This is a genomic window from Marinomonas pontica (genome assembly GCF_036322735.1).
GTDB lineage: Bacteria > Pseudomonadota > Gammaproteobacteria > Pseudomonadales > Marinomonadaceae > Marinomonas > Marinomonas pontica.
In genome coordinates this window covers 2,126,823-2,141,672 of sequence record NZ_AP027271.1, presented here as the reverse complement: position 1 = coordinate 2,141,672, position 14,850 = coordinate 2,126,823, and the positions used below count along the sequence as shown (strand labels likewise).

Below are 14,850 nucleotides of genomic sequence, written 5' to 3'. Positions count from 1 at the left end.
AAAAAAAATATAAGAGGCTATTATGGCAAACGAACAAACGACACACTTTGATATTACCGTGATTGGAGCTGGAATTGTGGGTTTGTCGACAGCGTGGCAATTGCTTCAACGATATCCCACATACCGTATTTTACTGGTGGAAAAAGAAGCCGAAGTCGGCACACATCAGACAGGCCATAACTCCGGTGTTATTCATGCGGGCGTGTATTATGCACCGGGGAGTCTAAAAGCCGATTTTTGCCAACGCGGTGCGCAAGCCACAAAAGCCTTTTGTCTTCAGCATAATATTGATTTCGATGAGTGTGGTAAGTTGCTGGTGGCCACCAACGACATAGAGCACACTCGCATGGAAGTGTTGTTTCAGCGTTGCCAAGAGAACAATTTAGAAGTGTACAAGCTGGATCAGGGTCAGTTAAAAGAACGCGAGCCCAATGTTAAGGGCGTGGCGGCGTTGTTTGTGCCTTCTACCGGCATTGTTAACTACCGACGCATCTGCGAAAAGCTCGCGGAGCTTTTTATCAGTAAAGGCGGTGAATTACGGCTAAGTACCGAGGTGGTTGCGCTAGACGAGAGCAATGAACGTGTTGGCATCACGTTAAATAATGATGTCGTGAGCACCTCCTATTTGGTGAGTTGTGGTGGTCTGATGGCGGATCGTCTAACGAAAATGCTGAATATCCAGACTGATTTTCAAATCATCCCGTTTCGGGGTGAGTATTACCGCTTACCTTCAAAGCACAACAAGATTGTGAATCATCTTATTTATCCGATTCCCGATCCCGACTTACCCTTTCTAGGCGTGCATCTTACGCGCATGATTGACGGATCTGTTACGGTGGGTCCAAATGCAGTACAAGGCTGGAAAAGGGAAGGGTATGGCCGTATCAATATTAATTTCCGCGATATTTTTGACATGGTTCGTTTTCCTGGCTTTTGGAAGCTATTACGAAATCATTGGAAAACAGGGTTAACGGAAACGAAAAATTCTTGGTATAAGCCCGGCTATTTGGCACAGGTCAGAAAATATTGTGATCTTGTTACCTTAGACGATTTACAACCGTATCCAGCTGGTATTAGAGCGCAAGCCGTCATGAACGATGGTAGTCTGGTACACGATTTCCTATTTGCCCAAAGTGCGAGGACGTTGCACGTTTGCAATGCTCCCTCACCGGCCGCCACCAGTGCTTTCCCAATTGGTGAATACATTGTTGACAAACTGGATGAGCAGATTACGTCTATTTAGTCCGCAAGCATTGTGGAACAAACATGACGTGGTTTGTATTCTGACGCTTGTTCAAGCTAAAGTGATAAGACAGTCATCACAAATAAGGAGAGTAGAAGATGGTTTTTATGAAAAATAGAGGCGTTACTCGCATCACTAAAGGGGTGGTAGCGGCGCTGCTAATCACCCAAGTAACCGCCTGTGGTACGTTGCTTTATCCGGAGCGTCGTGGCCAAACGAATGGTCAGATCGATGTTGGCGTTGCCGCATTAGACGCGATAGGCCTGCTATTTTTCTTTGTCCCAGGTGTTGTTGCCTTTGGTGTCGACTTCATAACAGGAACCATCTATTTGCCCGGTGGAGGCATAGCCACTCTTACTCAAGACGAGATGAATACGATTAAAAATGGTCCAGATTCAGTGGATGTGGAAGCGTTCAAATCCGTGATGGCGCAACGCAACGATATGTCACTACCAAAAGATATTTATGGTGATCAACTCCAAGTGACGGCGATGCCCTCTATGCAATCATTAGAGACAGCAATGAGCATGTCTACTCAGCAGCTAGCCCTTGGCCGTACTTATTAATGGTTGACTGGCCGTCTATCTGAATTGGAATATCAGACCGTTAAGCTAAGGCAACTCTTCCTTGGTTTAACGGTCTTTTTTGCTGGTGGTCTTTATGTTATCCGCGTGTTTTATACTCGCCTTGTAAATGGCGGCTTGCCTGTCTGCCAATGTTTGGTCCGGTGTTAGCGTGATGACTTCGACTTTGGTGTTCAATACCCCTTCCCAAATATTGTCTGCAATGTATATCGATTCGTCTTCGATTTGAACAATCAGCGACACCTTGTGTTTTCGAACAAGTGCTGAGATTTCGCTGGGTGAATACACCGTCACCCCATGCACGAGGGTTCTGTTGTTCCATGGCTCATCGTCGATAAATGCGCTAATTTCAATCGTCGGAAGGGGCGTTTTTTTATTGTCGAGTAAGGCGGCTGCTAAGGAAAAGCAGCCGTAATCTATGCCGATAAAAATGACCTTTACCGGCGATGGTGTTGGGCGAAACCAAGTCAATAAGAGCGCAAAAAGTGTGTTTATCATGATGAATTAAATCGTTTTTGTGTAGCGCTGTTTTGGTCTGCCGCCCGTTTTATAATCCAAGGTCATGGAAACCTGTCCTTGGGCTTCTAAATATTCCAGATAACGTCTGGCAGTAATGCGACTGAGGTGAATCGCGTCTCCGATCTCTTCGGCCGTGAAAGACTCATCATTGATGGTGTGTAAATACTGGTTGAGCTTTTCCAAGGTATTTTCGTCAATGCCTTTAGGTGTTTTTCGAGTGTGGTCGGCAATGACGCTTTTGCGAAAAAGAGCATCGATGTCTTGTTGGTCAATTTTTTGCGTCTTAGTGAGACGCTTTTTAAAGTCCAGATAATCGTCAAGCGCTTGCAACACACGAGACATTCGAATGGGCTTTACAAGGTAATCCATCACACCAAGTTGGATGGCGGTTTCGATGGTTGCGGTTTCTCGCTCCGCCGTGGTCATGATAAAAGAGGCGTGTCGCCCATGTTGCTTCAGGGATTTAATGAGGTCGATGCCATTGCCATCAGGGAGCGAGATGTCGACCATGATCAGCTCTGGTTCGAACGCTTCTGCTTTTAATTCGGCTTCGACAATGCTTTCGCAAGCCGCCACGACGTAAAAATCGGAATGCTGGTTGATGGTACTTTCTAATACATAGCTAGCACGTAGATCATCTTCCACAATCATTACAGGGATACGATTCATCTGGTGAGTGCTCGTTTGTCTAAATAAATACTAAACACAGTCGTGTCCGTTTCGCTGCGCTCCCAATCTAGGCTGCCATGGTATTGGTCAACGATTTTTTTGACCAAATACAGCCCGATGCCATGTTGTTCTGTGTTGTGTTTGCTGCTGACGCCAAAATCCAAAATGCGGCTTTCCAGTTTTTCGTCAACACCTGCGCCACTGTCTTCTATTTGAATCATAATGTGCGCATTACGGTCGCTTATGTACAGCTTAACAAAAGGAGGAACCTGCTGTCTGTTTGACCACGCTGCCAGCAGAGCATTGTCGATCAAATTACCTACTAGGGTGACCAATGCATCATTTGTACTGGCGGGGTATTGCCCAAGCTGACAATCGCTTTCTAGTAACATCTCGACTTGTAAATCTCTTGCTTTACTGTGTTTTGCGAAAATCAGACCTGCTACAGCGCTGTTTTCGATGGTCCTGATTATGCGCCTCAGTGCCGCTTGATCACCATCGCTTTCTTGTTGTAAAAATTCAATGGCATCGCTATAGCGTTCCGCCTGTAACATGCCAGATAGCACGTTTAAGCGGTTGGAATACTCGTGAGTTTTAGCGCGCAATAGATCGGCGTAGTTTTTGGTGGCAGTGAGTTCTTGTTCCAGTGATTTTTCACCATGATCAGGGAAGAAAACGATGACATAACCTACGTCGCCTTTGGTGCTTTTGATCGGATAGAGTGTGGCCATGAACTCCAGTTTGCCCAAATGAAAGCGGTTTTGCGTTATTTGTCCTTTTGCCTCTAAAACAAAGTGCGAAAGGCTTTGTGACTGTTCGCTCAATGGCTTTTTAATAACTTGTGATGGGCTCACCACATTCATAGTTAGCCATTCCAGCGCCATGCTGTTGATGGCGGTGATGTTCTGTTCGTGATCAATCGCCACAATGCCGTCACGGATGCTGTCTAAAATGAGTTCATGTTCTTTGAAGCGTTGAACAATTTCTTCGGGTTCAAAAGACAGAAAGGTTCGTTTCAATTTGGCGATCAAAATAACGGCAATGATTACCCCAAGTAAATAAACGAATACCATCAACAAGCCTGCTTCTTGCAGATGTTGATAGATCAATTCACTGGTAGTTTGAGATAAATACCCGACGCTGATGGCGCCAATCACTATGTTGTTGTCTTTTATAGGGGTGAAATTTCGAATGGCCTCTCCGAGTGAACCACTTGCAACGCTGGTAAAATCGACCCCTTTGGTCAGCGATGGGTAAATGTCATCCCCAATAAAGGTTTTGCCCACTAGGTCAGCATTAGGGTGGCTGAGTCGTATAGCGTGCTGGTTAACCACAACGATATACGAAGCGTCTGTTTGTCGGCGAAGTGTTTCGATATGCTCCTCAAGAGAGCTGTATCGTCCGCTATTACTGACGTTGACCGCATTAATGACTTTTTCATCATGAGCAATGACTCTGGCAAGCTCAAGTCCGCGTTTACTGATGCCTTCTAAATACGCCTTTTGCAATGAGTAGCCGAATACCAAAGCAACCGCCACAATGATAATGGTAATCGTAGAAACGGTGATTAATGCGAGGTAAGACTTTAGGGTCATTTGCGAGTCATGATTCATCTTAGAAGAAACGCGAGTATACAACATACGTCACAGTGGCTAAACAAGAAGGGCGGGTGTAGGGCAATTTCGTCGGTGATGTCGAGATTAATCCAGAGTGATATTCCCTTGGGGGTAACCCTCAGGGGATATATCAATGTCACTGCATTTAGGCGTATTTTCAATATCTTATAAAAAATATACTAAATGTAAGGAATTCCTGATGGAACAAGTTATTCGAGTGTTGACGACCATCCGTCCGAAACGGTCGCTGTATTTATCGGTTATGGTCACACTCGCCACAATTGGCTTCTTTTGGTCTCTCTCAGCCACGCATGAAACGGGTGAAAGTTGGGGGGCGAAAGCACTGTTTCCCACTTTGTTTGTGCTTGCTATTGCGATCATTTATCGCGCGCCTTTTGAATCGTTGCTTACTGGTGTGATCGCCGGTTTGATCATGATCGATAACAGCAATGTGGTGTCGTCTCTATCGGATTCCTTGTCGACAGTAATGGGCAACGAAACTATTATTTGGATTGTTCTTGTCTGCGGTTTGATGGGCGGATTGATTGTTCTTTTAGAGAAAAGTGGCTGTTTAGGTAATTTCAGCGATTGGCTAAAAGGCAAGATTACATCTCGTAGACAGTCTCTTCTCACCACTTTTTTCATTGGCTTGGTGGTGTTTATAGACGATTACCTTAACTGCTTGGCTGTGTCGTCATCGGTTAAAAAAGTCACCGATCACTACAAGGTATCGCGTGAAAAATTGGCATACATTATCGATTCCACCGCCGCACCAATGTGTATTTTGGTACCGGTATCGACATGGGCTGTATTCTTCTCTGGTTTATTAGAAGAAAACGGCCTAGCGGCGGATGGTGCGGGTTTAAGCGTTTATATTTCAGCGATTCCTTTTATGGTCTATGGCTGGGTGGCTCTTGTATTGGTGTTTTTGGTCGCTTTGGGCGTGGTTGGTAATTTTGGTCCAATGAAAAAAGCAGAAGCCAGAGCCTTGTCCGGCCAGCCCTTACCGGACGATTATGATGGCGATAATATGGAAGCCGCGCCTTCGAATGACCGTAAGCAAACAAGCAACTTTGTTGGCATGCTCAACTTTATTCTGCCGATGATCATTCTTATTGCGGCGACCGTCTACTATGATATCGATTTGTTAAGAGGCGTTATAGTGACGTTGGCTATTACTGTCGCTATGTATTACTTACAAGGGTTGTTGACATTAGAAGAGCAATTTAAAGGGATTTTTGAAGGCTTTAAAGTAATGCTATACCCACTTTCAACCGTCATTGCTGGGTTTATGTTGAAGTCTGTGAATGACCAGTTGGGAATGACACAGTATCTTGTGGAAGTGGTGTCGCCTTTTATGACCGCTGAATTGATGCCTGCGTTGGTGTTTCTCGTAATGGCGGCGGTTGTCTTTGGAACAGCATCCAGTTGGGGGTCTTTTATTATTGCGATTCCTATTGTCGTGCCCATTGCACTGAGTGTGGACGCTAATATGGCGTTAGTCATAGGGGCGTTATTGTCTGCTTCTTCTTTTGGTAGCCATGCCTGCTTCTTTAGTGACTCTACGGTACTCGCTGCGCAAGGAGCGGGCTGCTCTCCTATGTCGCATGCCCTCACGCAGTTACCTTATACCGCTATTGGTGCGGTGGTGAGTTTCAGTATTTTTATCGTGCTGGGTTATTCTTTATAACTAATGAAGAAAGAAGATACATTGAAGAAATGGCTGAGGCTTAAACTGTTTTTCGTCTTTTATGCCTTGATTTCAGATGTAAAAAAAGAAGCCGCTCACTCATGAGGGCTTCTTTTTTTAGCAACGTAATAATTTTAGTAGCGTAATCAATACGCTCAGTAAGTTACGCGATAGCTTGAACCACTAGCGTCGCCAGTATCAACATGAAGGCTCCACCAATACGTGAAGAAATTTGTGCGAACGGCATCAGTTCCATGCGTTTACTTGCCGCAAGAACCGCCACATCGCCAGTACCGCCCATGTTCGCCATACAAAGACCGCCAGTGATAGCCGCTTCAATAGGGTAGAAGCCCATCAACCAGCCAATCAAACCGGCACCAAATACAGCGCCAAGAACAGTGATAAGCACCAACAAGAAATACATTGGAGACAAGGCATTCAAAATCTGGTTTAGGTCAGTGTAAGCCACGCCAATACCAACTAAAAGAGCCGGTGTTAGGTTGCCAACCACAAACTTATACCAAGAGTGGGCAGCCTGTTCTAGCGCCGCAGGCATGATGCCGGATACTTTGATGAGTGCAATAGAAAGAATCATCAAGGCGTAGGTGTGCATGCTGATGTAGTTTGACAATAACGTGCCAAGGAAATACATGCTTACAGCAAGCAATGCGCCCACACCCAAAGTGGTGACGCTTAATGCTGATGCTTTTTGATCTTCTTCCGAAACCGACTTTTGACCACGAATCAATTGACCATTACCAGTTAAGCTTGGCGCCATTTGACCAACCTTGTTAAGCAAGCCTGCCATCACGATGGCGATCGCGTTACCAATTGCCAGTGCTGGAACCATTTGTGACATCAATGTTTCTGCGCTCATGCCTGTTTTGCCAGACATGATTTCTACTAAAGGCACAGCGCCAGCGCCCATACCGCCACCCATGATAGGTAACGCAATTAGCATGACAGAGTCGTAAAAATCTTTGCTAACGAGCATGCCAACTAAGCCCGTAAAGATACAAGCAAAAAAAGCCGAACCAAGAATAACGGGAATGTATTTTAGCGCCGCTTTTTTCAGCGTTTGGGTGTCCATACCAAAAATAGAGCCAGTCACAAGACTTGCTACATAAAACGCTAAGAAGCCGCCGCTTTTCATGAAAGTGGTGACATTGCTTTCTGCACTAGAAGGAAACAAACCGCTGTGAAAAAGGTAAGCGGAGCCGAAAATCACCACGATGGCACCGCCACCGAAGAACTGGTTGATAATCGGTGTTCTGTCTCCAATATAGTTAAGAACAAAACCGATAATAACCATAATACCCAAAGCACCAATCATACCGCTTGGCATCTTGCCTGCGAACGTGGCCAATACAATTGTGATAGCGGCGATTGCCAATATGATTTTGCTAGCGCGTTGGTCTTGCACTGTCATAACATCGTTAGTGATCATTGTGGACTCTCTTTTTTTTGCTTGTTTTGATTGCGCCGCAGTCTACCAACCTTCTTTCTAAGCGGAAGTTACTTTGACCTTAATGAAACTAAAAAGAGGTTTTGAAACTTTTGTAACGTGTTTATCTGCCATGTTTTACACAGTGGGGCGCATATTTTGTCGCTATTTGCCTGTCGTAAAAAAGAGAAAATGGCACCCACAATAGGAGGTGCCAAGTGGTGAAAAGGAGCGTTAATCGCTCAGAACGAAACGCAATGGCTAGAAAAAAGAAAGCGTGTTTAATGCGATATCATCCAGCTGCTCATTGCGTCTGCGGACATGGGTTTTGCGATAAAATACCCTTGTCCAAACTGACAACCTATGCCGATCAGTGCTTGTTCAAGCTCCTGAGACTCTACGCCTTCGGCAATAAGTTTGTACCCAAATGTCTTACTCAGCTCGACGATACACGCAATAATCGCACGATCTTCAGGATTGGTTAACAAGTTTAGAACAAAACTCTTGTCCATTTTTAATGTATTCAGTGGCAGCTGTTTTAAATAACTTAGCGATGCGTAACCCGTTCCAAAATCGTCTAAGGCAACATGGACGCCAAGTTGCTGACAGACTTTCACAACCTCGACCGCGCTGTCTATGTCACTGACCGAAACCGTCTCAAGGATTTCTATTTCCAGTGATTCTGGTGGGACATCGGGGGCGTTTTTTAGCAGTAAAGCAAGCCGCTGGAAGAAACGCTTACTCAAAAGGTGTGCTGGCGCTATGTTCACGCTGACAACAAGGTCTTTTTTATTCCAAGCAGCATGTTGTTTGAGCGCTTCTTTTAAAACCCATTCGCCAATCAAAACGCCCGTACTTGGGTGCTCCAATGCTTCCCTAAACTCCATTGGATGCAAGAACCCCAAAGTAGGGTGGTTCCATCTAATCAGTGCTTCCGCCCCGATAATACGATGGTTGATCATGTCTATTTGAGGCTGGTAATAGAGTTCAAATTCGTTGCATTCAATGCCTCGCTCAGCGGCTTGGAGCATGGCTCTTCGGTCGTATTGACGCTTCTCTTCTTCTGGGTCGAAGAAAAGAATTTTATTATTACCCGCGTGTTTTGCTTGGTACATGGTTTGGTCAGCACGACGTAATATTGTGTCGGCATCTAAACAGTTGTCTGTGACTAAAGTGACACCAATGCTCGCAGAGACTTGTACCTGACAGTCAAATTCCGGTAATTCAATGGGAGTATTGATCAAATGAATTAGGCGCGTTAAAAAACGATTGCACTCTCTTTGATTCGATATGCCACGCAGCAGCAAAACAAATTCATCGCCGCCAATGCGTGACAATGTGTCACTTTTGCGGAGTATTTGTTTCAGGCGGTTTGCGATGGTGACTAATACATAGTCACCCGTATCGTGACCGTAATTGTCATTAACGGGTTTAAAATTGTCTAGATCCAAAAAGGCAACGGCAGCCGCTTCATTGTTTGTCACAATCGATTGTAAGTTTTCCAGAAGTAAAGGACGGCTGGCCAATCCGGTTAAATTATCGTAGTGGGCCATATCATGGAGCTTTTTTTCTAGCTCCGCTCGATGAATGGAATTTACGATGGCATGGATCAGCTGTGAGCTTTGGAGCTGATTTTTTAATAAATAGTCACTCGCGCCGAGTCGCATCGCTTCGGCAGCCACTTCTTCATCGCCTAAGCCGGTGATCATAATCACCGCGCAATGGTTGTCCATGGTGGTGCGAATATTGTCTAGCAAGGTTAATCCAGAGCTCAGTCCCAATCGATAATCAATAATGACGCAGTCATAATCGTCACGGCTTAAATACACCAAAGAGTCTTCCACTGATGCGGCTTCAGACACGCGCGTTTGAATGTCTGATTTGGACAGCATTCTGCGAAGACGCTCACGATCGACGTCATCATCGTCAACAATCAACAGATTGAGCGAAGTTCCCTCATACGCTTGTATGGCATCCATAGCTTCTCCAGATTCAACAGTTTCTCCAGACTCAACAGTTTGGTTCAACAGCATTTCGATACGCATCCATCAGTACGGCTAATTTGGCAAATTGGGGGCCCACAGAGGATTTGACCATATAACCAGCAACGTTATTGTCATAGGCTCGTGATCTGTCATTATCGTCATTGGACGTAGTAAGAATAAAAATCACCGTGTCTTGCAGGGTTGCGTCATCTCGCACGTATTCTAAAAATTCAAACCCGTTCATGACGGGCATATTCAAATCCAACAGCACCAGATACGGAGGATGAAGCGTGCGCGTAGGATGTCGCTTTTCAAGTATCTCAATCGCCGTTTTGCCATGCTCTGCGTACACTAGGCAAATATCGGGTGCGAATTTTTTTAGGCTACGTGTAATAGACTCTGCCGCGACATCGTCATCTTCTACAATAAGCACATTTAACGTATTAATCATGGGTATCTTTCCTTAAAAAGCGTGGCCACCAAACATGAAATGTCACGCCTCTTTGATGCTGGTTCGACTCCACACTAATCCGCCCGCCATGGGTTTCGACTAATCGCCGACTGACTGAAAGTCCTATGCCAGTGCCGCTTCGTTCGTTCGATGTGACCGTTTGAAATAACCGAAAAATACGCGAAAACGCCGCTTCGGGAATGCCAGGGCCATCGTCACAGATGGAAAAATGACACATATTGTTCTCGGCAACACAGCGAATAAACAGGTTTCCTGTTTCTTGGTCGTGATGTTTGATCGCGTTACTGATCAAATTACGGATCACCGTTTCTAACGGCGTCCATACTGAGGTAAATTGTTCCAGTTGAATGTCTCGGGTGATGGTGACCCCCGCCGGTATGGCCAGCAATTCCATCACATTGTCTAGCAAGGTGTTGATGTTGATGTCTTGGGTATTGGACTCGATTTTCCCTGCTCTGGCGTAGGTCAGTAAGTTATCGATTAATTGCTCCATACGCTGAATTCGCACTTCTATACGGTCTAAATTCCGAGACACATCGGGCAACGCATCTGGGCCTAAATCTTCTTTTACCCAGTCTAATAAATCGGCTATGCCGCGCAAAGGGGAGCGTAAGTCGTGTGAAGCAACGTAGGTAAATTCTTCTAAATTGGTATTGGTTTCACGTAACTCTTGTTCCATGCGTTTGCGTAGAGTGATATCCAGCAAAGACACCAACACCATTTCATTGCCTTCTTCATCGGCAAAGGGGCTTAGACCAATCTCAACGGGAAACTCTCGGCCGTCTTTGTGTAATGCGGTGAGATCTCGACCCACGCCCATCATGCGGGGTGTTGGGTTTTGATGAAAAGAATCGCGCAACTGATCGTGATGTTTTCGATAGCGCTCAGGTAACAGCATGTCGAGAGGCTGGTCAATGAGTGCTTCAGATTGATAGCCGAAACACTGACACAGGGCTTCATTGGTCAAACGAATGGTGCCTTCTGAACTGACCACCAACACCCCATGGGGCGCACTTTGAATCGAGCGTTGGAACATGTCGCTCGCTCGTTGCCGTGTGGTTAGGTCAATTAAGGTGGCCAATACAAACGTCTGGCCATCTTGCTCTATGGGGTTTAGTCCAATTTCAATCGGAATGTGCCCGCCGTCTTTTTTGCGTGCAAACAGCGACTGGCCCACCCCCATTTGGCGCTTTCTTGGGTGTTTGAAGAATTGCTGCATGAGATTTTTGTGGTTTTCTCGAAACGAGATTGGCAGCAGCATGTCGATGTCTGCATTCAGTAATTCATCGGAAGAATAGCCAAGAATATCCACAAGAGAATCATTGACAAACAGTATGCGGGCTTCAGTATTCACCACCATGGCGCCCATTGGCAGACAGACAACCAACTGTTGCAGAAAATCACTGTGTATTAATGGCTTATCAGGAGCATGATAAGCGTCTTCAGTATGATCCATCATATAATCCGTTAGTAAAGAAGGCCTTCTATATAGATAGACCAAAAGCAACGGAACAGCAATAAACCAAATGAGGATTTGGATCCGCTACAACGACTCAAAAAGGAGAGGGAGTGAAGTGCTAAGTAGTACAACAGGAAATAAAATGATTCACATCTTAATCAAATACCAGTTTCTCGGTTTTGCGCAAAGCTTCACTGCTTGAGTTGACCAATTTGTCGTTGTCTCTTTCGATGAAGAACACCTCTAGGTTTTGTTGTTTGGCGATTTTTGCGCCTTCAACCGGGCCAAGGCAGAGCATGGCGGTTGCCCACGCATCGCTTATTCTAGGGTCGGTGCCAAACACGGACGCGGAGATCAGGTTGTGGGTAATGGGCTTGCCTGTACTTGGGTTAATAATGTGAGAATATTCCACACCGTTCTCGTCGAAGTGGCGGTTGTAAGTGCCCGAAGTGTCGAGTGTGATACCGTCTTCGTTTTTCACCGTAATGACTTTATAGACTTTTGGTGCGCCGTCAGCAGCAGGAATAGGGCTTTGGATTGCCACTCGCCATAGGTCGCCGTTGGGCTTGTGCCCTTTGATCTTCATGTCACCACCAAATTGCACCATGTAATTTTCATAGCCTTTGGATTCTAAGACATGGCTTAACCTGCCAATGGTATAGCCTTCGCCCATGGACGAAAAATCCAATTGCAAGAAAGGACGCGTTTTACGAACGCGTAGGTTTTCTTCGTCAACTTTGATCTTGTCTATGCCCAGTTCTGATTTCAGTGTGGTTAGCTCTTCTTGCGTTGGCACATGAAGTTTGTCGGTTTTAAAACCCCATAAGTCGAACAAGGGCCCGATGGTTGGGTCATAACAGCCTTCGGAGTTGGCATGTATGTTTTGGGCAATGTTTACCAAGTCGACAAAATCTTGTGAGACGGGTTGTCATGCGGTCGATGGGCTGCGATTAAATTCAGAGATAAACGAATCGGGGCGATAGGTAGACAGTTCTTTGTCTATTTGCGCAAGGGTATCGTTAAACGCGGTTTGTATTTCTGTGACTGGCACCGCATCTTCAGACCAAAAACTAATTTGGTAAGTCGTGCCTTGGGCATAACCTTGAATTGTTTCCAGCTTTGGAGGCTCGCTGCAACCGACTAAAAATGTCGTCATCAAAAGGGCGCTCATACCCAGCGTGACCGATGTTTTCACTACGTGTTTTATGGAAGTAGACATTCAATATAAGCCTTGTCGATGGTCAATTTTCGCCAGTTTAACAGCCGTTTATAGGCAACTCTATGGTGGGTTTCATCATCCATATTAATGTGCATTTTGTGGCTTTGCGTCATGTTTATGCTTGTCTGTTTCCTTTTCTCATTATGGGCGTGTTTTTTGTCCTATCCAAAAGCGTCAATTCGCCTCTGTCGTAAATTGTCATCCGCTCGACGCTTCCAAGCATTAGGTAGCATATCTTTCTCTCTATTATCACGGTGAATGCTTGGTCTCTGGCGTCTTAGCTGGTTGAAGGGCAACGACATTTTTTTAACCACACCACGATGATCGTTGAAGCGATTATTTATGTAAGGAGCTGATCTGATGCAGCATTATTCAGGCTTTGGGTTGTTAAAGCACAGTTTTAGCCATCACGAGAATTGGCAGCGGGTGTGGCGTAATCCAACCCCTAAGAAAAAATACGATGTCATTATTGTTGGCGGTGGCGGTCATGGATTAGCAACGGCGTATTACTTGGCGAAAGAATTTGGCGTGACCAATGTCGCTGTGATTGAAAAAGGTTTCTTAGGTGGCGGTAATACGGCGCGAAATACCACCATTGTTCGTTCTAACTATTTGTGGGACGAAGCTGCGCATTTGTACGAGCATTCGATGAAGCTATGGGAAGGCTTGTCTCAAGATTTGAACTACAACGTGATGTTTTCTCAGCGCGGTTGTTTGAACCTTGGTCACACGCTACAAGACATGCGCGATATTGAGCGTCGTGTTAATGCCAACCGTTTAAATGGCATTGATGGCGAAGTTTTGGATGCGCAGCAGGTAAAAGAAATCGTCCCCGTATTGGATTGCTCCGATCGTGCTCGTTATCCAGTCATGGGGGCGTCTTGGCAGCCTCGCGCGGGTGTAGCGCGTCACGATGCGGTGGCATGGGGCTTTGCTCGTGGTGCGGATGCCCACGGTGTGGATCTTATCCAGCAAACGGAAGTGGAAGATTTAATTATCGAAGACGGCACAGTGGTCGGTGTACGTACTGCTCGTTACGGCGAGATTAGAGCGGATCGAGTAGGTTGTGTGGTGGCGGGTAACTCCAGTGTGTTGGCGAAGATGGGCGGTTTTGAACTGCCATTAGAATCTCATCCGTTACAGGCTTTGGTGTCAGAGCCAATCAAGCCAATTCTAGATACTGTTGTGATGTCTAATCAAGTACATGGTTACGCGTCGCAATCGGACAAAGGCGATTTGGTGATCGGTGCTGGTATTGACAGTTATACCGGCTACGGTCAGCGCGGCTCATATTCGACGATTGAACACACTATTCAAGCGATTGTTGAAATGTTCCCTGTGTTTAGCCGTGTTCGCATGAATCGTCAGTGGGGCGGCATTGTTGATACGTGTCCTGATGCTTGTCCGATCATCAGTGAAACACCGGTTAAGAATTTGTTTTTCAACTGCGGTTGGGGAACGGGTGGCTTTAAAGCAACACCGGGATCTGGTCATGTTTTTGCGGCGTCATTGGCAAAAGGCGAAATGCATCCATTAGCAAAACCTTTTTCTATGTTCCGTTTCCATAATGGTGCGCTGGTGGATGAACACGGCGCCGCTGGCGTAGCACACTAAGCGGGCTAACGCCGAACTAGGAGAGAATTACCATGTTTCATATTTATTGCCCGCATTGTTGTGAATATCGCGAGGAAGAAGAATTTCATGCTGCTGGTCAGGCGCACATTGCGCGCCCATTAGACCCAGATGCATGTACCGATAAAGAGTGGGGTGAGTTCATGTATTTTCGACCTAACCCAAGAGGCATACGTCATGAACTTTGGGTTCATGCGGCGGGTTGTCGTAAATATTTTAACGTCACTCGTAACACTCAAACCTACGAAATTAAAGAAGTCTACAAGGTGGGTGAAAAGCCCTCTGTTGTGGCCGATGGCGCGAAATAGAGGAGCGATA

General features: G+C 45.7%; 12 protein-coding genes and 1 pseudogene. 5 read left to right on the top strand and 8 right to left on the bottom strand.

Annotation, left to right across the window (positions count from 1 at the left end):
* Positions 1-22: 22 nt before the first annotated feature.
* Complete coding sequence (lhgO, locus tag AABA11_RS10100) at positions 23-1,243, top strand: L-2-hydroxyglutarate oxidase (protein ID WP_338267558.1); 1,221 nt, start codon at positions 23-25, stop codon at positions 1,241-1,243.
* Between the two features lie 107 nt (positions 1,244-1,350).
* Complete coding sequence (locus AABA11_RS10095; RefSeq protein ID WP_265727598.1) at positions 1,351-1,809, top strand: hypothetical protein; 459 nt, start codon at positions 1,351-1,353, stop codon at positions 1,807-1,809.
* 66 nt (positions 1,810-1,875) lie between these two features.
* On the opposite strand, the gene AABA11_RS10090 is transcribed toward AABA11_RS10095, so the two are convergent.
* From AABA11_RS10090 to AABA11_RS10080, 3 genes are read right to left on the bottom strand one after another with little or no spacing between them, the layout of a single operon-like run.
* Positions 1,876-2,325: a nucleoside-diphosphate sugar epimerase/dehydratase gene (locus AABA11_RS10090; RefSeq protein WP_265727599.1), complete on the bottom strand. Its 450-nt coding sequence runs from the start codon at positions 2,323-2,325 to the stop codon at positions 1,876-1,878.
* 6 nt (positions 2,326-2,331) lie between these two features.
* On the bottom strand, positions 2,332-3,015 hold the full coding sequence (locus AABA11_RS10085; RefSeq protein WP_265727600.1) for a response regulator: 684 nt from the start codon (positions 3,013-3,015) through the stop codon (positions 2,332-2,334).
* Positions 3,012-4,610, bottom strand: coding sequence for an ATP-binding protein (locus AABA11_RS10080; RefSeq protein WP_265727601.1), 1,599 nt, complete (start codon positions 4,608-4,610; stop codon positions 3,012-3,014). The genes AABA11_RS10085 and AABA11_RS10080 overlap by 4 nt, the downstream gene beginning before the upstream one ends.
* Before the next feature lie 220 nt (positions 4,611-4,830).
* Between AABA11_RS10080 and AABA11_RS10075 the strand changes: the two genes are divergently transcribed.
* The gene (locus tag AABA11_RS10075) at positions 4,831-6,321 is read left to right on the top strand and encodes a Na+/H+ antiporter NhaC family protein (RefSeq protein WP_338267555.1); all 1,491 of its coding nucleotides are present in this window, start codon (positions 4,831-4,833) and stop codon (positions 6,319-6,321) included.
* A 163-nt stretch (positions 6,322-6,484) separates the two neighbouring features.
* Here AABA11_RS10075 and AABA11_RS10070 read toward each other — a convergent pair whose 3' ends face one another.
* The 5 genes and pseudogenes from AABA11_RS10070 to AABA11_RS10050 form a co-directional block, all read right to left on the bottom strand.
* Positions 6,485-7,768 (bottom strand): 2-hydroxycarboxylate transporter family protein, encoded by a 1,284-nt coding sequence (locus AABA11_RS10070; RefSeq protein WP_338267553.1) that lies wholly within the window; start codon positions 7,766-7,768, stop codon positions 6,485-6,487.
* A gap of 278 nt (positions 7,769-8,046) precedes the next feature.
* Complete coding sequence (locus AABA11_RS10065; RefSeq protein ID WP_338267551.1) at positions 8,047-9,798, bottom strand: putative bifunctional diguanylate cyclase/phosphodiesterase; 1,752 nt, start codon at positions 9,796-9,798, stop codon at positions 8,047-8,049.
* Complete coding sequence (locus AABA11_RS10060) at positions 9,776-10,201, bottom strand: response regulator (RefSeq protein WP_265727606.1); 426 nt, start codon at positions 10,199-10,201, stop codon at positions 9,776-9,778. The genes AABA11_RS10065 and AABA11_RS10060 overlap by 23 nt, the downstream gene beginning before the upstream one ends.
* Positions 10,194-11,681, bottom strand: a complete 1,488-nt coding sequence (locus AABA11_RS10055) for a sensor histidine kinase (RefSeq protein ID WP_338267548.1) — start codon at positions 11,679-11,681, stop codon at positions 10,194-10,196. Before AABA11_RS10055 ends, AABA11_RS10060 begins: the two co-directional genes overlap by 8 nt.
* A gap of 154 nt (positions 11,682-11,835) precedes the next feature.
* Positions 11,836-12,837 (bottom strand): annotated as a pseudogene (locus AABA11_RS10050) (FAD:protein FMN transferase).
* A gap of 423 nt (positions 12,838-13,260) precedes the next feature.
* Between AABA11_RS10050 and AABA11_RS10045 the strand changes: the two are divergent.
* Together AABA11_RS10045 and AABA11_RS10040 are read left to right on the top strand one after the other, a co-directional pair.
* Positions 13,261-14,514: a sarcosine oxidase subunit beta family protein gene (locus AABA11_RS10045; RefSeq protein WP_338267546.1), complete on the top strand. Its 1,254-nt coding sequence runs from the start codon at positions 13,261-13,263 to the stop codon at positions 14,512-14,514.
* Between the two features lie 32 nt (positions 14,515-14,546).
* Entirely contained in the window at positions 14,547-14,840 is a 294-nt protein-coding gene (locus AABA11_RS10040) for a sarcosine oxidase subunit delta (protein ID WP_338267544.1), read from the top strand.
* Positions 14,841-14,850: the final 10 nt, after the last annotated feature.